Here is a 20,353-nt window from a genome sequence, read left to right on the forward strand (position 1 = left end):
CTTTCTTTATTATTGGCTTTATTCAGATGTAGATGAATGTTCCAAAGCAAGAGGGAGGGGGAGCTCCATAGAAAGGAAGCGAGGAAGTCTGTGAATTGACTTCGATCATATATAACAGACCGTTCCAATTCATACAGATAAGGAATACAAGAATCTACCGTTAATACATATCGGACCGCGCACACGGGAAAATCAACATTGATAGTTATATTAGACTAACAATGCGTCATAATACGAACGGGCAGGATAACTGCAATATGGTGAATACAATAAGAGGAATTCAGCTAATTTTGTTGAATGACATGAAGAACACAATTTACTAAAGGACGGACTGGTTCACATCAGAAGTACAATTAAGACTTGGACAATCGGAATTTTTGTCCTTCTTGGAGCTTTTCAGGTACTATCCTGGGGGATTAATGTATCCGAACGCATTTACGGGAAGCTAGACCGTTATAAAGGCTATGAGCTTAGCGAAGAAAAACATGAAGATTTAGCCAAGAGAGCATATTCAAATGGTCGTCTATGGGGAGATGTCACGGCTGAAGGATATGAGGCTGGCGGTATAGACGATATCCTTTATGAGAAAATGTCGGTCGAAGAGTACCGCAAATTGGCAGGAATGTTATTGGACGATAGAAAATTGGACTTTTATTGTTGGGGGGCTGATGATTGCGGCGACCTTCCAACAACAGAGCAGCTTAAAAAGTGGTTCGGTGCTGATTGGGGCTCCAAGAATATGCCGGTCAATGCATTCAGGTCCGGATTTATTGATGCCTTTGTTGAATACCTGGACTAATCTAAATGAACTCGGGGGAATCAAATTGCCAGGTCTAAGCCAATCAGTCGACATTAACAATCCCAAAGCAGTAGTAAGAAAAGTATTCAAAGATGCAGTAAGGAATTCCATATTCTTTGGAGTTGCGGCACTTATCGTGGCGTACATAATCACTGGGCTAGAGTGGAGGATTTTCGGATTAATTCTGGCTATTATTATCGCAATTCCAATCGGAATCAATATTGTGAAGTACGTGATTCTGGACTTACCTTTGACGATACTTGCAACGGTCGTTCTGATATGGGAGAAATCCAAGAATGAAGCCGCCGCGAGCGCAACATCGACCTATTTCACGTCTTTACTTGGCAACGTATTTCAACTTTTCGAGAATACCATCGGACTAATCATTATCTGCTACCTGTATCGCGCTTATTATGACAAGGATTTTCTTGGAATTTTAGGATTCTTCGGCATAAACTAAAGGATTTCGGATAGGATAAAGGCGGGCACTCGACTCTCTGTGCTGTTGAAATAGGGAGTTTTACTTTTGTAGACCACATGTAGACTTTGGTGGATAGGCAATATTAAATAAGTTTTGGAGTCTGCAGGATTGTGCGACTACCATGTGAAACATTTGTTACGCTCCCTCGGAAAACGATAGTTCAATAAAACAGCGGCAGTCTAGGACTTTTTCTCGTCCATGGCTACCGCTGTTTCTTTTATTGGAGTCAGTCTAATACTTATTTTTCGAAGTCAGACGAGAATGTAATTCGAAAAGACACGTAGGATCAGTACATGCAGTCTAATACTTTATTTTCTTTCAACAATAGTAATGATGTTCTAATGCTGGTGAGTGGGGATATGCGAGATTCATCACTAAACTACCGAGACCAGTATCTATAATGAGAGCCCAAGGGGAGGAGTATCCTTGGGCTGTTTCCTTCAAGTACCATTAGTCATGTATAGCTCTAAGGTGTAACATTATTATGGGTGGTGAAGATAATGTTTATTCCTCCAATGCTTTTACAATATGCCAAAAATAACGAACCATTTGATGATTCTTCCACATTTGCCGAGCTTAAGTGGGACGGCATAAGGTTGATCGTTTCTAATTTAGATGAATTAAACCTATATACAAAGAACACGAATGCAACATCAAAATATCCGGAGTTGCACAATCCGCCGATCCAGAAGGGGACCATCCTCGATGGTGAGATTGTAGTGTTAGATGAACATGGTAAGGCTGATTTCGAAGCCTGTAATGCTCGGTTTAAGTCCAGTAAGGTCAAGCATAAGGTTGTCTACTTCGCATTTGATATCTTGTACCACCGCGGCGTAGACGTAACCGCATTACCATTGGAAGTTCGCAAGGGATTACTTGAAGAGGCTATTCAAGAAAATGATCACTATCGAGTAGTCCGTCCGATCAACGGCAGCGCTACAGATTTCTTTAATATCGTCTGCCAACACGGATTAGAAGGCATAGTCATTAAGAAGAAAAACTCCAAGTATGAGAAAGACACGCGCTCCTGGTCATGGCAAAAGGTGATAAATTTCCAAAGAGCAGAGGTCTACATAACGGGATACAGCAAGAAGGAGCATTCGTGGCTCCTTGGGTATTCAGATGATGGCCGTATTCGACCTATCGGTGCTTTAGAGTTAGGTATTACTCCCGCGGCGCGTAAATCGATGTGGCCTGTATTCCAGGCTTATAAGAGCGGTGAGAGCAAGGATCATGTCTATGTGCAGCCGGTAGTGCGCTGCAAGGTAAAGTATCGGGATTGGTATAAGTCGGGTCTCATGAGGCTGCCAGTGTTTGAGGAATTTATTGTTTAGGGGATGTACATCATGGAATACCGCGTAAAGCATAAAGAAACAGGCGAAACGTTGGTCCTGAATCACAATGAAGTAAACGATATGGTTTACGGTGATAACGGTCAAATTATTGTTTTTGATACGAAGATGGAAGTTTACTTATTGATCGATGAAGAAGAATAAGAAGCACTCCCGACAAGAGAAGTGCTTAGGCATTATTTTTTTACTATTATCTTACTGAGATCACTATTAATTTGATTGAAAATTGGGCGGTGGATCCGAGCATCGTCGTCAATAGTAACATGTGAAGCAACGAAGGCGAACTCGCCCTTGACCTAACTATTATTATCATTTGAAGACGAAGATCATGTGGTATAAGAGTATCTATAACTCGAAGTTGTTGAAACGTTGATATGACCACACTATCGACATTAAATTGAATTAGGATCGATTTCAGAACAATTTCACTTTCGAAGTGAATAATCCTTTAATCAAAATCATGTGAATAGAAGCGATCTAAAAGCGCATTGATCAGCATTTTTTGATTCCCCTTACGCAGCTGAGCAACAAAATCCACAAAAAGAATGGAAATCAACTCGGCAAGGGACATTTCGAAATCAAGGTATTCGGATGCCGCATCATTCAAGAAAACATCACCTCTCTGAGCTGCATCCCTGCGTAAGTGGATATCGTAAATAAGCCATTTCTTCCGAACGAGAGAGTACTCGCCAACTTCAGTTCGTTTCGTTCGGGGGAAGTAAATTTTGCGCTTATCAATTAGGCTTTTGACAACTTCTTCTTGAGTAATGCTATTTGCATCGACCTTTACATCAGTCATATTTTCCCGAACAGTCATTAAAAAGTCATCATATAGTAAGTGTATCAAATGGTCTATCGACAGTTCAGCAAAGGCTCCTTTTGTAATTTTATTCAAATCACTAATGAAGACTGCAGCTCGATCGATATCAATTTTTTCCGCTCGCACCTCAATCTTTACGAATCGTTTGTTCCGTGAAAATAGGTCTCCCCAGGATATTCCACCCAGTTTTCTTAATCTATCTGTTACTACGTCACCGGCCTTCTCGATACGCATCACTATCAACCTCCCCTCTGTGAATGTAGTTCATAATAAGTCGATAAACGGTCTTCCGAATAGATAAATTCATCTTTCTTGCTAGCTCCTCAATATAATCAAAATCCCTCAGAAGAAGTTCAGCATGCATGTACTGGCCGGTATCACTGTAGACGAGTGGAGGATACCTTTCCGGAAAGATACTGTATTGTTCTAACGCCTTCTTTAGGACATGCGTATTAGAGATTGTTTCATATTTTTTCGATGGATCCTTATTTTCAATCCGAAGTTCCTTGGCCAGTTTTCTTAATTCTTCGCGTTGAGCCGGCGTTACGGGGAATTTAATATCCTTTTTCTTATCAGCTCGTTCGTTCCTTGTTCGATGCTTCGGTGGGGATGTGGGTTTGACTTTTGGTACATCAATTACCTGCTTCGTTTCAGAAATATTTGCACTCTTACGATGTTCATTCATTTCCGATCCTGGTTTCTTTGTAACAGGATCCGTTGGTCGTAATATAGCGTTTAGGCTTGAGCTCAATCCTCTTCCCTCCCGTTATTTATGATAAATAGGTCTATTATGTCTACGGTCATAATTCCACAATTCCATTATTCCATCTTATAGGACAAGTATATGGGGAGGACCATGGTGTTAGAACACATGATCCTTATGTTTAATCTCTAATCAAATAGTCAATCATGGATAATAGGATTAATCACGGGGGAGGTGCCAATATTGGCATCAAATGAACTTTCAAAAGAACAAGCCATGAAACTCGCATCTGCAATGTTAAAAAGTTCAACTAGGGTAGGGGCGCCGAAAGTTGCTTCTTCGAAGAAATAGTCATCCAGGAATATATAAGACAAATTAATAAACTATTGATGGTTTAATTTAAACTATCGATAGTTTATTTTAATTTTGATGAAGCCTTATCTGAAGCAGAACTGATGACTGCTTGCAGAAACAAATGAGTTCTTCATGAGTGAATGTTACTGGGGTGGATGTATGATTAGGGGGGACTTCATACCCATTCGTCTAGATTGTTCGTAACCAATAAAGCTTTTACAAATTTAGGGTTAATTATTTAGGTTAGATTCTCAGGTTTAAATCTTAGGTTTACTGTTCAGGTTTTATTCCTAATGAAATATTAATCATTTTTATATAAAAAACACTCTATAGTGTTATCCACAATCCCTTTTAAAATAAGGGATTTTTCTTCGTTTTATCCACACATTCAAAGAAGTAAATCGGGCACCTTATCAGAGCGTGGAGCGGGCGACTAACTATGCACTGATTTGCACACAGATTTCTTTATTTTTGACCCTAGTTTTCTCAGTTACGAACAAGCTATCAAAATTTCCAAAAAAAGCTACCTACGTATCCTAGATTATGGTATCTTAGAACTATGAAAGATGTCGAATTTTGGTAGAGAAGGGAGGTACCCTACCGTGGCGGGAAGCCATCTAGAGAATGAGGATTTACTTTCAGTTCAGAATACTTACGGAATAGAAGAGGAAGAAAGCTTACCTATCGCAGAGTTTGATCCTTTTACATCAAAAGAGACACCTTTTCCCAATGTTAAGCCATCCCTTGATATTACTGAAACAGGAGCGGGTGTTATAGGTCATCCGACTCACGAACACGAGACATCTTCTGGTAGTGAAAAGGAATCCACCCGAACAAAGATTGCCCCTGAATCCGAAGATTCCACCATTAAGGAAGCAACCAATCAAAAGAGAGCTGCGGAAGATGATATCGAATCTGAGCTGACGGAGTCAGACGGCAATTCCAAGGAAGAGAAGGATTCCTTATCAGAAGATAGCGATTCCGACGATAAGGGGAGCGGGAAGAAACTAAAGCGACGAAACAACGCAGTTGTGCGCCGTGGTAAACCTATAGATAGGACAGAAGCAGAACTTGTCCATCTAGTTCTCAAAAACACGGAAACAGCCATGGTTCTCCATTCGCTTTACGTCCATCGTCGTCTAACCAGCAGCCAGATCCGGAGTTTGTTCTTCAGAAGTAAGAATGAGAAGTCCTTTGAATATCTGTTGAACAAGCTGAACAACTACCGTGTTTTCGAGCGGGAATACATATTCACATTAGCGAAGAAAAAAGGCGATTTTCCAATTCATTATTCATTATCTTCATTTGGAATTCGGCTCTATGCCAGAGCTGTTATGGATATCTCTCTCTATGATGAAGAAGTCTCAAGTACGGATAAGTTGCCCAAACAGCATTACCTTTACAAAGACCTCCTAATCAGAGATCAAGATGTCCACCATTATGTTTTACAAGCTTTCCTTTGCGCGCTCTTGGGTTCCTTCTGGGGAAAAGAAGTCTATCTTCCTAGTTCTGAGTGGCGCCGCTTCCTTTACTTGGATCCGGCACCTGTCGATAAAGAAGGAGAGAAGCCCGAAGTTCCATATCGACCTGACTGGGTTATCTTCAAACCAAATGAGTATTACAACGATCTTGTCAGGAGCGGGAACTTAGGAAAGGATATCTTAAATGTACCAGTCAACTCACGGAACGAAGAGGACAACCGGATTGTAAAAGAATACTACCAGCCATTAATATCCGTGGAGTCGGATACAGGCACCATGAGTTCAACGCAGCTGGAAGGAAAGTTCAAGAAAATTCAATCCGTGCTGCCAGCCCTTCCGAAAGGCATCGCCTTCGTGGTCGCTGAGGGTTCGATGGGTAAGGTCAAAGTCGACGAGGACAAACGCGATCAGGCAAAAAGAAAAAGTCGGCAAAACAAAATCAGACTTCGAACCATTGCAGAGGCTGCAGAAAAGGCAATCAAAGACGAACTGCTTTCCGATACGTTGCAGATGTTGGTTGGATGGGAAAGTACGCTCACCCCTACGACTGAAAAATACATATCTGCAGAAGGAGAGCTTAAATCATACTTTCATGTGTCGGATGATACATGGAAGACTCTGTTCCCTTCCTATACGATGATGTCGAAGCGGGACTGGGCTACATACTCGATAAAAACTGGACTCCCAGATGTAGGGTTGATCGATAGGGGAGCGGGTAAGATCATCGCCTTCTATTTTGCCTTACCTCATTGGGTGAATCCACAAATTAAGGTGAATCATCTAATAGGAAACAAAATTCCCGATTTGAAATGTGTGCTGGTATATCCTGATAGATGCGATATTGATACAGACGCGCATATCGCAAACATGGAAGTACTTAGTCTAACTCTTGAGGATATCCGGCAGGATAAACGTGTTGCACATCAGAGGACATATGACCGACGAACCGGTGTGAAATGGGGGGAGGTGCCGTCATGGCCGTTCTGACCAAACGTTTACCAGTCATTGCACTCTGTATCGGCTTCATAATCATTTGGCTCATCTTAATGTCGACGATGGGAATGTGGATGGGATTTATCATTGGTCACGGAAATTTGACACATGAGCAAATGGGAAGAATGTTGTTTGTATTCTCACCACTCATGCCATTCTATCAACCACCGCTTACTGTACCGATCGGCCTTCTGATTTTTACTGGAATCCTTTGCAATGGCACCTGGTTATTCAGCACTCGTGTGAAATTAACGAATAGCTCTGTTCTGAGAAGATCGATTGCGTTCATCTATACGTGGGGGACGTTCACATTACTAGCGATGCTTGTCACGGCTGCTTATGTAAAGCCAATTGGGTACGATATCATATGGCAATTCGATGGTTGGGTGAAAACTCCAGAATATCGGGAGTATCTCCATCCAGGTGGGCTCAAGATGATGGGGTGGTTCCTGCTGTTGCTTCCATCCTACGCAATTATTCGTTACTGGATAAAAATCGTCGGCGAATATCGTTCCGACCCCGTATTGCAGGAATGGTTTGAGAATTACAAGTTCCAGTGGAAATGGATCGGAAGGTTTGGAGATGAGCGCGCTAACGTAATGCCTGACATCGTGCTTGCGCTAGAGGCTGATTCAAAAACACCGGTCGTACTTACGGGAGATTCTAGGCAGCTTGGTACCATGCTGATTGGTCCACCGGGATCTGGTAAAACGAGCTTGAAAATCATCAAAGCTTTCCGTCAAGATCTTGACCACTTACAGAGAGCCATTAATGCATTTCCGGTTTACGTTAAAAAGTATGGATATGGAACGCCGGAATTCCAGAAGGCTTGGGGTAATCATCTGATCGGGAGTATCATTGTTGAACCAGCTAAAGACCTTTGTGATAAAGCGTATGAGCTTACACTCGAGCACGGGATTCCCGAAGAATTTGTTGTTTACCTTGATCCATCGAATCCGGATACGCCTGGATTCAACTGTATGGTTGGTCCGCTATCTCAGGTAGCAGAGACATTGACTGCCGTCCTGGATAGTATGAGTGAGTCGAGCGATGACTTTTTCCGCCAATCATGCCGTACCGTTCTTAAAGCGTATGTATACTTACTTAAGTTCATCAAGAAGAACGAATGTACACTTCTCGATCTTGACCAGATGTACCAAGACCCTCGCTATACAGCTGATTTAGTTGAAGAACTTGAACGGCGTCTTCCTGAGCCAGCAATTGTCGCCAAAATGTCTCGGGATCGGCAGATTTTTTGGATGCTTGCTCGTCGTACTGCTCAATGGTTCCGAAATGACGGTATTGAACCGGAAAAGACTCGCGAAGGTGTGTTCGTTAGATTTAACGATGGTCCTCACAAAGGGAAAATCAAATATGTGGACAAGCAGTTTGAGTTTACACGAACCACCCGTAATCTAATCGCCGACTTGCTGCAGAATCCTTATTGTGCACGTGTCCTTCTTGGCGAAAACCGTGTGGATCTGGATAAGCTGATGGGTCGCGGGGGTATCCTGCTTTGTAATACGGCGAACGGAGAATTAGGTGATGTCAGTTCACCTTTCGGGAAACTAGTGTACATGTCTGTACAGAACGCGGTCTTCCGGAGAAAAGGTGAAGAAAAGACAAGACCTTTGATCTCATCGTATGCGGATGAATTCCTTGAATATATGAATGCCAAGTTCCTGAAACTGACAAGCCAGGGTCGTAAGTATAAGTATGCACCTCTTGTTGCTACACAAACGCTCTCTCAGTTCGATATTGAACTTGGTCGGGGCTTCGTGGATGGAATGATGGGTACAATTCGTAACTACATCGTTTACGGCGGTGTCGGGAAATATGACGCAGAAAAGTTGTCAGAGATTTTCGGTACGACGGTAGTAGATGAGTTTTCCCGCCGTGAAAGCATAACACCAGAGAATATGACCAGTCCGAACTACTCCTTTGCTGAAACGACTACTCGTAAGGAGATGGAGCTTGTTACGTCGGATAGCATCATGTATAACAAGTTCAAATATTCTTATATTCGACTAGTTGTTGAAGGAAGTACGCAAAAAGCCATTAAAGCAATGGGTGACTTTGTTGACTTCGGTCGGGCCGACAAGTGGAATAAGGCACTGAAAGCCGACGCGCTCAATTCCTTTATGGAACATTGGCGAATTGCCCTTAAAGAGGACGAACAGTTCGATATGGACTGGATCGAAGATAGTGCTGAATCTAAGGACGACGCTGAAAAAGGAATTCGGCTGCCAGGTCAAAGTGAAAGTACCTCTACCAGTTTAAGTGATGGCTCTTCGAATATTTCGGAAGCAGCAGCCACAACCGAGACGCAGGAAATTAAGCGTAAACCTGAATACATCGGTCATCCGTCATTCAAGGAAGTTCCGAAAGTGGATGTTCCGAGGAGACGTTTCGCTGAAATCGAACTCGTAAGTGGACAGCGGCAGACTGGAACAATAGATCCGGAGATTATTCTCGCCCCTGGTTCAGAGCCTTCCGCATACAGCGAAATTGAAAAACAAGCTTCTCAAAAAGAAGAAGTGACCATTGAGGAAAAAAGAGAGGACTCGGCAGCGTCTAATCCGACTCATGTAGTGGAAACGAAAGCTCCCAGTTCGGCGCCTCTATCTGCAGAACCAATTATTCAAGCCAGTGATTTTCTATTCGGCGGGCCTTCTCCAACGAAAGAAGATCCAATGAAGGAAGAGAAACTTTCTATTTCAACTCCTACAATTGAAAGAATAGAGAATACGCCGAGTGAAGCGATAGTTTCTGAGGATCGTGGAACTGAGAAAAATGATACTCCATCAAAGAAAGAAGCCACACAGACAATAGCCAACCCTAAACGTGATGAGGAAATTAATGCGGCTAGGCGAGGTAAGCCCACAAAGCAGGAACAGCCACCTATTAATAAATACAATATAGCGGATCCACCTAACAATGAATTTATTGCGCGGATGATCCAAAAGCAGAACAGGAAGAAAAAATAATTCTTAAGGGATAAAGGAGTCTAATTTCCATGTTGATGAACAACGATGCTATTTTAGAAATACTTCGAGAATCTATGATTCGTAAATACGTGCAAATGGGGACTGTAGCAGACGTAAAGCCAGTTACGCTCAAAGGAGTGAAAGACAGCGTCATTGTCATCAACTTCAATGGCGTTCCCGTATATTGCTCCCGTGAACAATTTACTACAAGAAAGGTTTCGAGTTTTACAGGCTTTATGGGTACGCCTGTACCATTCCTTGTTACGGATATCGACCGCGAGACTGGTGTAGCGATCGTTTCCCGAGTTCAGGCAATTCCGATCGTTCAAAATCAATTTCTGAAGAACGTCAAGGAGGGGGACATCGTACGTGGTACCGTAACAGGCGTACGAAACGATTCAAAACTCGTTTTTGTTGAGGTACAAGGCGTCCCCTGCATGGTGCCTCCTGGAGAGTGGGACTTAAACAGTATCACAGATTTAAGAGAAGTCGTCATGATTGGCGGAGAAGTAGAACTTAAGGTAATGGCCGTTGAAAAGATTAACAAAGACGGGGATGAAGGTGCAGATAGCGATTTTGAATATCGTCTCCGGTTGTCCCGAAAAGAAATTCAGAAAGAATACCGCTCTCAGAAATGGGACCAGATCGAGCAATACCACTCGGTCGGGGATCATATCCTAGCGAAAGTTGTGGCAAAGACGCAAAATGGCCCTAACACCTATTTGATTGAGCTCGCGTCAACGGGTATTGTCATTCTTGGCAATCTTCAGTATCCGCTAAGTCAACAATTCCGCTATGGCCTTCCTCTTGGGCTTCGTGTGCAAGCACAGGTTACTTCGTTAGATAAGATCAAACGGGTCGGAAGAGCGCGGATTTACCGAATTGACCCTACGCTGCAAACAGCAGGCGCATTTGGCAGTGGCTTCTGATTTGAATAGCTTGAATAGTGGAGCAGCTATCTCCTCGGCGTTGGAGTATTCTGATCTTTGGAGGGCGCAGGATGGCAGCCTGCCGCCCTTAGATGATCCAACGTTACAGTTTTCCGCGCAACGGAGTGAGAAGCCGTCTGTCCTTCATTTTCAAACCATTGTAAATCGCGTAACGGCTGGCCAAATTGGTCCTCCAGACCTCATCCTGACGAAGTTCTTCCAAGAATGGATCTGCTTAACCGAACGTCAAATCCGGCGTCTTGCTGCAAATTCATTTGAAAAGGCTCATCATATAGGCTCTCGACTAAGGACACTACAGAAGCTAGATTGGTTCGACGGATATTGGTTCAATCGCCATGGTATACCAGAAAAAGAACACGTATGGATGCTAGGACAGGGAGCGTTTCTGTTTTATTCGATGATGCATGGCATGCAGCTCCTAGAGCCGTGGCAACTTCATAAGTACAAGAGCTACTCGCTTTCTATATGTGCGGTCAACGAACTCCGTATGATCCTTGAGGAACGAGGCAAGTATGCCGAAGTGGTTTACGCCCCCAACTGGTCCAAAGGTGATCCAATTCGCCCTTTTAGTCAGTTCTTTGTACAGTCGGATAAAGGGCCGCTTACTATGTATGTAGAGCGGTTGGCGCAAAAATCTAACCCGCTCCGACTTATGCAGAAAAAACAAGAAATGTATGAAAAAATGGTCCAAGAAAATGACGGTAAGCTCCCCATGGTTAAACCTGGTGCTGCGATGGTTGTATGGAGTGTAGGGTCCCTAGAAGCGATCGAGGCAGTTGTTGGGTCCATTGATTTTATGTCGGATTCCTTTGTTCAAGTTTTTTTGCCCGATGAATGCTTAGATGAGTTTCCAAAGTCCTTCTTTGTAGCAAGGAAAGGTAAACGAGAAGGGGAAGTTGAGCTGCAGCGGCTTAATATGGATATTCTGTAAGGCTGCCGCCGAGCTTTCCCTCGGCGGTTTTTTTCATATTCGATGGAGGTGTAAGTTTGGCTAGAGAACAGATTATCGTTGTCGGTTTTGGTACGGAAGGCATGAATGAAATTATTAAAGAAGCTGTTGAAGAAACAGGTGTCGGCCGCGTGGCTGGCGTCGCTATGGTGAGGAAAAAACTTGTGGATCGGGTTATTGAACTTGCTGCCAATATGGTTATTGTTGGAGAAGATTTAGTTGGCGACAAGGAAACAGATGAGGAGTGGCTCGACATTATCGAGGAGCTACGCCGAGTAGACATGTATATGCGCATAGTGTTTGTGTGTAAGCGCCCGGAAGAAGATCTATTTCTGGCAAAGCTTGCACTTCAAGGCGTAACCGATATTTTTAATGAAGGTAAGCTTTCGTCTGAATGGGAAGAGCAACTCCTGAATCCTCCGAAATTTGACTCTACTGAGCGGTTTCGCAAGCAGCAGGAGAAAGCTACGGAGCAACTACGCAAACGAAAACGAGAAAACTCTTCTCCAGAGGAAATCTTGGAACAAGCACATATCCCGCAACAGGAGAAGAAGCTAAGCCCAGCGCCCGCTGAACCGAAAAGTGAAGTTAAAACCGAAGTCAAGATTGTTGAAAAACGAATAGTTGAGAAGCAGGTTGTCGTTGAGCAGGTACGAGTCCCATCACGGAGTGTAGTTGTCCTTTCACTATTCGAAGGAGCGGGTTCATCTCTGTTGACACGCATGTTGGCCGAGTATGTTTCAGAACTGCAAGTAGATGTTGGTGTCCTAGAATCACCAATCGCCCCTTCCGCTTGGTTCGAGATTATCAATGCTTGGGGATTATTTGACGGAAGTAAAGGATACATCAGCCGTAAAGAAGCGATCGTGAAGCAAAAACAAAAACAACCGATCGATCTGCCTGTTTGGGAGAGTTGGCACGAAACCGTGCTTCGAAACGAGGAGCTCCCTGCGTGGTCGGAAGTATTCACTCATGAACACGTCAAATATATCATTCGTGGACCGAAGGACGATCTGAATGGTTGGACGGAAACCGATACAGCACACCTGCTGGCGTACAGCCGTAATCTGTCCGTTTTATTATGTGATGTCAGTACAGATTATGATGATCCCAGCGTACAGATATTGCTTCGCAGCGCGGACCACATTATTGCGGTAGGAGGCTATGATGTGGTCCGGACGGAGAGGGAGCATTCTAAATTTAAGGAGCACCTTCACCGTTACTATGATAAGCTTCATGTTGTTATGAATAAGAGTACTCCTCGCCTGGAACGTTTACACTCTGGAGAGATTAAATCGATCTACAGCGTAAACAACCTTACCCATGTACCGGCCATGACTGAACTATTTGAGTTGTACATGGAAGGGGACTCCTTCTGGAAAGCTAGCTTTATTCGAGATGAGAAGCGAAATGCCATGAAAGAGGTCATGGATGAACTAGCGGACTTGATCCTTGGTGAAGAAGTCATGCAAAAGCTTCGGGCCCGGAAGAAAGGTAGCTTATGGCAACGTATGGGGGCTTGGTTTACACAAGATGATAAGGAAGTCGAGATCGACGAAGGGACGGCATAAATGGGGATGATGATTAGAAATTTTGCAGATGCTCAAAGCGCCGTCGAAAAGCTCCTAGAGGAGGAGAATGCAGATTCATGTTATTTGCTTAGTGATGAGATCGTTTCGGGACGTCTACAGTACCTGGAAGAATTAATCAATAGAAGTGTACATTTACAGAACATTGACAACTTAGAGTCCTATGATTGGCAAACCTTAGAAGAGTATTATTTAAGAACTGAGTCTATTTGTTCTCCAAAAGATATATTTTCACTCTTCGATGAGTTGGCCCATCTTGAACTCGAGGAGCCTTCTGTGAAAAACAGAAGCATTTATCAGGCAGTCTTCAATATGAGTAAAATTCAGTATTTTAGAGCGTTAGCAGCCGTTGATAATGATCCTGAACTCCTTCGATGCTTTGGGCGTCTGATGAATGCCGCAGATTATTTTATAGATCTTAATGGATCTAATGATGAATTTATCTCAATAGCTACATCCATTGTTAATGAGTTACCATCTATCAAATGGATGGCCTTGTCGGAATTAATGCGTGTCTATAGAGATGATCTCTTAGCAATGGTTAACGGTGAGCATAAATACTATTCTTACACCGACACAGAATATGGAGTTTTCCAACATGCGATTGTTTCCCGTTTTTCAATCCAGATCGAGGATATTGTCTTTCCAAATAGGAGTAAGGAGACAATAGAACTACCTTCGGACAAGCTTAACCTTAACAAGAATGGTCAAATATCCAATTCTGTTCCTGAAGATCCTGTCGTTATTTTTGAAAAAATGGATCGTATTATCGGTCTGAAAACAGTGAAAGATTTTATCCGCAGTTTATATTCCTTTCTTACTGTGCAAAAGAAACGGAAAGAGTTGGGTCTTGCAACTCAGAGTACACAAACGGTGCACATGATTTTTAAAGGGAATCCGGGTACGGGGAAGACAACCTTTGCTCGAATTGTAGCTGAGGTCTTGCACAGTGTCGGATATCTCCCACAGGTAAAACTTACGGAGATGGATCGATCTAAGTTGGTGGCCGGATACGTCGGGCAAACGGCGATACAAACCCGTGAGGCCGTTCAAAGCGCGCTGGATGGCGTTTTATTTATTGATGAAGCATACTCTCTTGCATCAGATGCTGACTCAAAGAATGGATTTGGTAAGGAAGCCATTGACACCTTAGTTAAGGAAATCGATGATAATCGTGATCGTATTGTTGTCATCTTAGCCGGCTATAGTAAAGAAATGGATGATTTTCTACAAACTAATCCTGGATTAAAATCCCGATTTCCAAACGTCATTGATTTTCCAGACTATAATACGGACGAGCTGCTAGAGATCGCGTCTCGAATGTACACAGAGTCGGATTATCAATTAACAGAGGTAGCCATTTCAAAGATGAGAGCTATCTTTGATGAAGTACGCCATGATTCTCAGTTCGGGAATGGACGTTATGTCCGCAACCTGTATGAAAAATCTTTGCGGTTACAATCGCATCGTCTCGTGAATGAAACTGATTTCTCCCGTGAAACTTTCATGATGATTGACGGAAACGATATTGAAAAAGTTTAAGGAGAGCGCAATGATTCCTGAACGCTATATACAGGTAGACCCCAGTGTGGCACATTACTTTACTACCCTTGAGTCCATATCCGCTATGGGGATATCCCTAAGAGCAATGATTAACGAGGATGAGGACCGTGCCATGCAACGAAGGAAATTCGTTGCTTTTACCCTTCAAGAGGTTGGCGAATTTGACCCGCTCCTATGTTCGTGTATTGCCGGTTATTTAATCAGCTTGGATGATAAGAAGCTTTTCAGCGATATAGCCCGCGGTGCGGGAATAACCATTCATGACAAGCTGCTTAAGAAGTCCGATTGGAAGAATATTCTACTGGAGAAAGTCCTCTTTCGCGTAACGAAGCCTGTCATTCGTGAATATCTGCTTCACTTAGCAGCCGGCGCAAGTAAAAGAGTAGTCGACCGTCTCACAGGGGCGTTTGGTAATCTTAAGGGTTTCTTAGATAACCTTGGCAACGAACAGAAGCTTGAATTCTATGAAGTTCTCCGTCGACAAGGGAAGACCTCTCCTGAACATAAGATTTATGCCCAGGCAGTCAATAAGATAGCTGTCTATGAATCGTGTGTCATACTTGATCGTAAGGAAGACGCCTCCCTTCTTATGGATTCATTCACGCCCTTAGATTGGGCGGTCTATGAAACAGAGATCTTAAATGGATATTATTTCGTCTATGGCGGCCGTATTGGCGGCAAGGCGGAGGGAATGACCTCTCATCTTACGGCTCTCCAAAAAGCGAAAGAATTTGAAGAGCGTTATGAATTCGAGCGTCTACAAACTGAAGAGTTGCAGCAACAACTGGAGCGGGTCAATCAATCCGCAGAGGAGCAATTGGAAGAGGCTCTGCGGCGCATTAAGGAGCTTGAAGAACACAACGAACTGCTGCAGCGTCTCTTATCAGAGCAGGAGCGGGTTACCGATGAATATAAAGCACTTCTCGCTGTGCAGCCGAAGCCTCTTGCTGGCAAGCATGTACTTGTTGTGGGACACCGCGATCAAAAGCAGATGTACGAAGAGGAGATAGCAAAGAGAGGTGGGTTTGGTGAATTCTTTCCTGCTACCGACGATGAAACCAATATTCATCTCCTTGCCGGACCAATCCGGCGCGCTGACCTCATATTTTATATTAGGACGTACACGCAGCATCGCATACAAAAATATATCCAGAGTAAAAATCCCGAGAACTTAGTTATTCTTACATGCAAAGGACGAGACAGTTTTACACGGGAAATTGATAAATACTTAGAAAAAATATAATCAGTATCTCGGGAGAACCATATGGAGATCGCCAAACTTGTTTATCAGGAAATTAATATCGCAGAAGAATGGTTTAAGCAGGCTACAGATGGATCTTCCAGAGAAACTATCGTTCGTTCCTTAGAAGACAAATACCGCATCCATTCCCAGAAGGATGCATTTGTATGCCTTTGCTGCAATCAACCTGTAAGGCTTGTTCTTCGAGAAGAATCCCCTCATTTTCGGCATCATGGAGACCGGTGTCCCAGTGCAGAGAACTACACTAAATATATTCACCGGATTCGAAGTGGCGAGAACACTCTTACGCATCGAGTAGGTCGTACCATCCTTCGTGCCTATCTCGAGGGGCAATTGAAACCTCGCGGTGTTATTCTTCAAGAAGGGTATATGTATCGTTCGGCCCTTAAGATTGTACCTGACTTCATATTGACGTTTCCGAATGGCACCAAATGGTCGGTAGATTATGTGACTGGCAAACGTGAGGACAACACGTATAATAATTACATTTCTAAACGTACATCTACGTACCAGGCAGCCGGCTTCAGGCCATTTTATTTTATAAATGCCGATTGGATCGCTGATGTACCTGATCGTTCCATCGTATCACTCTACTTAGCTGAATCTCAGATGAAAATTCAATCAAGTGTTGACCAACAGTGGAGCGCTTTTGTGAAGGAATTTTATGAAACATTTGATGCATCCTTTGTTCTCCGTGAGATGTTCGGGGTAAAGTCATTTGGTGAGCAACGTCTCACTCCGGAAGCGCAGGATGTATTTAGCCTCGCTTATATAGACCCGAGTGAGGGTCGCGCATGGATAGAAAGGTTCATTCCGACAAACAAGAAATTTGGGTACCATATCCACCGAGCGTCTATCTCTTTGGAGAAAGCAACATCCCTTTCCGAAAAGTTGGACGAATTCCAGTGGTGGGGGTTAGATGAAACAGAAGATATGAGGGCATGTCTTGAGCGGCTAACCCATCAGTATGAGGCTGAACAGGCGGCTATTGCAGAACGTGAGGCTGATCGACTGGAAGCTTTAAAGCGAAAGAGGGAGGAGGCGGCTGAGTATGAGGAGAGAATGAAACGTCAGAGGGAGCTTGCGGCTAACCTTACACGACGAGCTCCTACAACTGTACCTACAACTGCTTTACAACCCCGATCCGTTACAACCGCCTCAACCAAGGTCTTTGGCTTGCCTGCTGTGGAGATCGCTTCCTTGGTCGAGAAGATAACGTTGGAGATGACGGCTGCGGAAGCTAGGCGAATTCATTCAATTTTAAGCCCAAGGAAATCCAGTATCACAAAACCCACCCTTGAACAGATTCGAGCAAAAGCTCGAATGGTGCTGGGGCCAAATCGAAATCTAAATCCAATCCCACATGATTTACGTAAGGCCCTTATTGATCTGGCTTTGTTGTAGGGATCAGAGTCAAACGACATAAAACTACCCACAAAATACGCAGTTGTGGTTACAGAGCTAATTCAACCTGCTCTATCGGTTGAGAATATCTAATAAAATGAAACGAACTTAATCGAAAGTGGGCGTTTCTAATGCCAAAGCTTGTAGACTTAACCAATAAACAATTTGGAAAGCTCACCGTTTTGGAAAGGGATTTTGAAACACAATTGCAAAGAAATTCTCTAAAACCTATGTGGTTGTGCAAATGCGATTGCGGAATGAAAATTTCTGTTAGATCGAGTAATTTAAAGTCTGGAATAAGTGCTAGTTGTGGCTGCTCAAGAAAAGAGAACGATAAGAAAAATCTTATGCATGAATTAAATAGCGCAAATAATGAATCTGATTTTAGATGGATTCCTTTGAGTTTAGAAGTTAATGCTAAAGTAGATATCGATGATTATGATATTTTAAAGCAGTATACTTGGCGTATTGATGGTGCTGGCTATGCGAGTACAACAATAATAACTCACGGGGAAAGAACAGAAATATTAATGCATAATTTAATCATGCATCCACCAGTTGGTACGTGCGTGTCTTTTATCGAAAAGGGTAAGCATGATTACAGAAAAAAGAATTTAAAAATTGCAAATAGACAACAAATTGTTTTTAATCGAAAAGTAAGCAAGAATAAAAGGTATTCTAATTACAAAGGGGTTTCGAAGCGACGAGGAAGATGGATCGCGTCTATAGGTAAAGATAATAAGCGTTATAATTTAGGGACATTTGAAACTGACATAGATGCTGCAAAAGCATACAACACTAAGGCTATTGAGCTTTTTGGAGAGTTTGCTTGGCTAAATGAACTGCCATGAAAAAAAAGCAGTTGTTTAAGAAAGGTCTTCGCAAATGGGCCGGAATTAAATTTGTGGTTGTAATTGACTAGCTCAAAATGACATGAACTTAGTTTCTGGTTAGAAGTTCCTAACGATTTCGATATGGTACTACAAGATGTCAAGACAGTTATTTTAATATATTTAAGGTGTGAAATGATTCACAAGGATGGAATAAATAATTTATTTTGAAAATGTTTGTTGAATACCTAGTTCAAGATTAAGGGTGAGTAGTGTGGAGCAAAAGCGAAAAGGGTAGACGGGGAACGCCAGTAGAATGTAAAACGAACATTTATCCCCTGACAAAACCGGCATCAGGGAATTTCTGCTATAATCAGCTTCGTTAGATATTAGGCTACTGCCGATGGGGGACAAAATGATGATTGCTGAAATCCACAACAAGATATCTTCTACCGGTAGTAATCTCCACGAGAGACTGGAGGATCAGCTCACCGGGAACGTGTTCGGAACATTGAGGTATGTTCCATATACAATGGGGCTGCAGCCGATCTTATCACAAGCGTATTTTGAAAACGAATCACATCGTGATACCGTTCGATCGGCATTGGGAGAGATTTCTGATGACTGTAAGCTTATTTATTACTTCTGGCCGCGTCATGCAAACGGAGAAATTGACCTGATCATCGAAGCCCCGAAGCTTATGATTGGGATAGAGGTAAAATACAGGAGCGGTCTTTCCTCAGACGACGATATGGATTTGTCAGACAGCGAGGTATGGATGGAGAGCGACAATCAGTTGGCTAGGTACCAGTCGCTCCTGGGTGATGCCCCCAAATTGGGGAAAGGGAGCATGCTATTATTCGTGGCACCGGCTGATATTGGCGTCACAGTGTATCAAGACGTTGTACGAAGGAAACTTATACGGGACGAAGTCTTCTTTGGTTTACTTACATGGGAAAATGTATTACACGCACTTGAAGAAGCACAACCGCCGGCGGATCGTTATCAGTGCTTGGCAACTGAAGATATCATTGACCTACTGAGGAAAAAAGGGTTCGAGATGTTTAATGGTTTCGATGCTGTTTCGGTATCCGTAAATGCAAACAAGTATTATGAATACAATAAAGGTTATAGTTATTTATCCTTACCAATTCAGGAGGGACAAGCGTATGAATACCGGTGAGAATATAACGAATGCAGTCAAGGTAATCCAGCGGACGTATGAAAATTTATCTCGGATGTTTAAAGACCTAGATGAAATCGCGAACCGAGCGGGGTTTGTCACTATTACCCCGAGATTTCTCCGGTATAAATCTGATAACGATATTACTGGATGGATGGTCGGCGGGTTTATTAAGCTGTACCAACTAAAAGAGGATCCAGAGATTCCTGGCTCAGGTGGGTTACACAACGGGCCGATCTATGGTGTAGACGTCACATTGTCCGACGAAGGGTATTCATTCCCCACTCTTACAGTGGTGAAATATGTGTACAAGACATTAACTGGATGGGGGAAGCTGCCAGCGGTAAATGAGCATTGGGGACTCGAAACAAAGAGTACATGATATTTGAAGAGACCGAGGATGGTTTCACGCGGGGGACAATGCGTAAGGAGAAGCCTGAAAATACGTATTGGTGGCTCACGGAGACATTGTTTACTCGATTTGAGTTACTTTCGATTACCGGTAGAGAAGGGATCGAGGAGAAGATATTCTCTGTTATTGAAAAGCTTCGGACAAAATGATTCTAAACGTCAAAAACTTTCTTTCGGTCAAAGATCGCATCCTCTCGAGTAAAACGGATTACGGTTTGTTTGTTCGAGCTAATGTCAGAAAAA

The 20,353-nt window shown here is 43.0% G+C and carries 17 protein-coding genes; 15 read left to right on the plus strand and 2 right to left on the minus strand.

Going from position 1 to position 20,353, the window contains the following annotated elements; translation table 11 throughout:
- The first annotated feature begins 628 nt into the window (after nt 1-628).
- From QFZ78_RS00260 to QFZ78_RS00275, 4 genes are all read left to right on the plus strand, one after another.
- Nucleotides 629-799: a hypothetical protein gene (locus tag QFZ78_RS00260; RefSeq protein ID WP_307544332.1), complete on the plus strand. Its 171-nt coding sequence runs from the start codon at nt 629-631 to the stop codon at nt 797-799.
- A gap of 25 nt (nt 800-824) precedes the next feature.
- The gene (locus tag QFZ78_RS00265) at nt 825-1,259 is read left to right on the plus strand and encodes a hypothetical protein (RefSeq protein ID WP_307544334.1); all 435 of its coding nucleotides are present in this window, start codon (nt 825-827) and stop codon (nt 1,257-1,259) included.
- A gap of 521 nt (nt 1,260-1,780) precedes the next feature.
- Nucleotides 1,781-2,614, plus strand: a complete 834-nt coding sequence (locus tag QFZ78_RS00270) for an ATP-dependent DNA ligase (protein ID WP_307544336.1) — start codon at nt 1,781-1,783, stop codon at nt 2,612-2,614.
- 12 nt (nt 2,615-2,626) lie between these two features.
- Nucleotides 2,627-2,776 carry a hypothetical protein gene (locus QFZ78_RS00275; RefSeq protein WP_307544338.1) on the plus strand — a complete coding sequence of 50 codons (150 nt, stop codon included), beginning with the start codon at nt 2,627-2,629 and terminating at the stop codon, nt 2,774-2,776.
- A 304-nt stretch (nt 2,777-3,080) separates the two neighbouring features.
- Here the strand turns inward: QFZ78_RS00275 and QFZ78_RS00280 are convergent, their stop codons facing one another.
- Together QFZ78_RS00280 and QFZ78_RS00285 are read right to left on the minus strand one after the other, a co-directional pair.
- On the minus strand, nt 3,081-3,686 hold the full coding sequence (locus tag QFZ78_RS00280; RefSeq protein WP_307544340.1) for a hypothetical protein: 606 nt from the start codon (nt 3,684-3,686) through the stop codon (nt 3,081-3,083).
- A complete protein-coding gene (locus QFZ78_RS00285; protein WP_307544342.1) occupies nt 3,664-4,203 on the minus strand; it encodes a hypothetical protein in 540 nt (179 codons plus the stop codon). Before QFZ78_RS00285 ends, QFZ78_RS00280 begins: the two co-directional genes overlap by 23 nt.
- Nucleotides 4,204-5,111: 908 nt before the next feature.
- On the opposite strand from QFZ78_RS00285, the gene QFZ78_RS00290 reads away from it, so the two are divergent.
- From QFZ78_RS00290 to QFZ78_RS00340, 11 genes are all read left to right on the plus strand, one after another.
- On the plus strand, nt 5,112-6,977 hold the full coding sequence (locus QFZ78_RS00290; protein ID WP_307544344.1) for a replication-relaxation family protein: 1,866 nt from the start codon (nt 5,112-5,114) through the stop codon (nt 6,975-6,977).
- Nucleotides 6,965-9,970: a type IV secretory system conjugative DNA transfer family protein gene (locus QFZ78_RS00295; protein WP_307544347.1), complete on the plus strand. Its 3,006-nt coding sequence runs from the start codon at nt 6,965-6,967 to the stop codon at nt 9,968-9,970. Before QFZ78_RS00290 ends, QFZ78_RS00295 begins: the two co-directional genes overlap by 13 nt.
- A gap of 29 nt (nt 9,971-9,999) precedes the next feature.
- A complete protein-coding gene (locus QFZ78_RS00300; protein ID WP_307544349.1) occupies nt 10,000-10,899 on the plus strand; it encodes a S1 RNA-binding domain-containing protein in 900 nt (299 codons plus the stop codon).
- The gene (locus QFZ78_RS00305; protein WP_307544351.1) at nt 10,883-11,851 is read left to right on the plus strand and encodes a hypothetical protein; all 969 of its coding nucleotides are present in this window, start codon (nt 10,883-10,885) and stop codon (nt 11,849-11,851) included. Before QFZ78_RS00300 ends, QFZ78_RS00305 begins: the two co-directional genes overlap by 17 nt.
- Before the next feature lie 56 nt (nt 11,852-11,907).
- Entirely contained in the window at nt 11,908-13,440 is a 1,533-nt protein-coding gene (locus QFZ78_RS00310) for a hypothetical protein (protein WP_307544353.1), read from the plus strand.
- Entirely contained in the window at nt 13,441-15,000 is a 1,560-nt protein-coding gene (locus QFZ78_RS00315; protein WP_307544355.1) for an AAA family ATPase, read from the plus strand.
- A 10-nt stretch (nt 15,001-15,010) separates the two neighbouring features.
- A complete protein-coding gene (locus tag QFZ78_RS00320) occupies nt 15,011-16,264 on the plus strand; it encodes a hypothetical protein (protein ID WP_307544357.1) in 1,254 nt (417 codons plus the stop codon).
- A 21-nt stretch (nt 16,265-16,285) separates the two neighbouring features.
- A complete protein-coding gene (locus QFZ78_RS00325; protein ID WP_307544359.1) occupies nt 16,286-17,686 on the plus strand; it encodes a hypothetical protein in 1,401 nt (466 codons plus the stop codon).
- A 131-nt stretch (nt 17,687-17,817) separates the two neighbouring features.
- Nucleotides 17,818-18,537, plus strand: a complete 720-nt coding sequence (locus QFZ78_RS00330; protein ID WP_307544361.1) for an AP2 domain-containing protein — start codon at nt 17,818-17,820, stop codon at nt 18,535-18,537.
- 394 nt (nt 18,538-18,931) lie between these two features.
- Nucleotides 18,932-19,699, plus strand: a complete 768-nt coding sequence (locus QFZ78_RS00335; protein WP_307544363.1) for a hypothetical protein — start codon at nt 18,932-18,934, stop codon at nt 19,697-19,699.
- Nucleotides 19,686-20,081 carry a hypothetical protein gene (locus QFZ78_RS00340; protein WP_307544365.1) on the plus strand — a complete coding sequence of 132 codons (396 nt, stop codon included), beginning with the start codon at nt 19,686-19,688 and terminating at the stop codon, nt 20,079-20,081. Before QFZ78_RS00335 ends, QFZ78_RS00340 begins: the two co-directional genes overlap by 14 nt.
- The last annotated feature ends 272 nt before the right edge of the window (nt 20,082-20,353 follow it).

The organism is Paenibacillus sp. V4I5 (assembly GCF_030817255.1).
Lineage (GTDB): Bacteria > Bacillota > Bacilli > Paenibacillales > NBRC-103111 > Paenibacillus_E.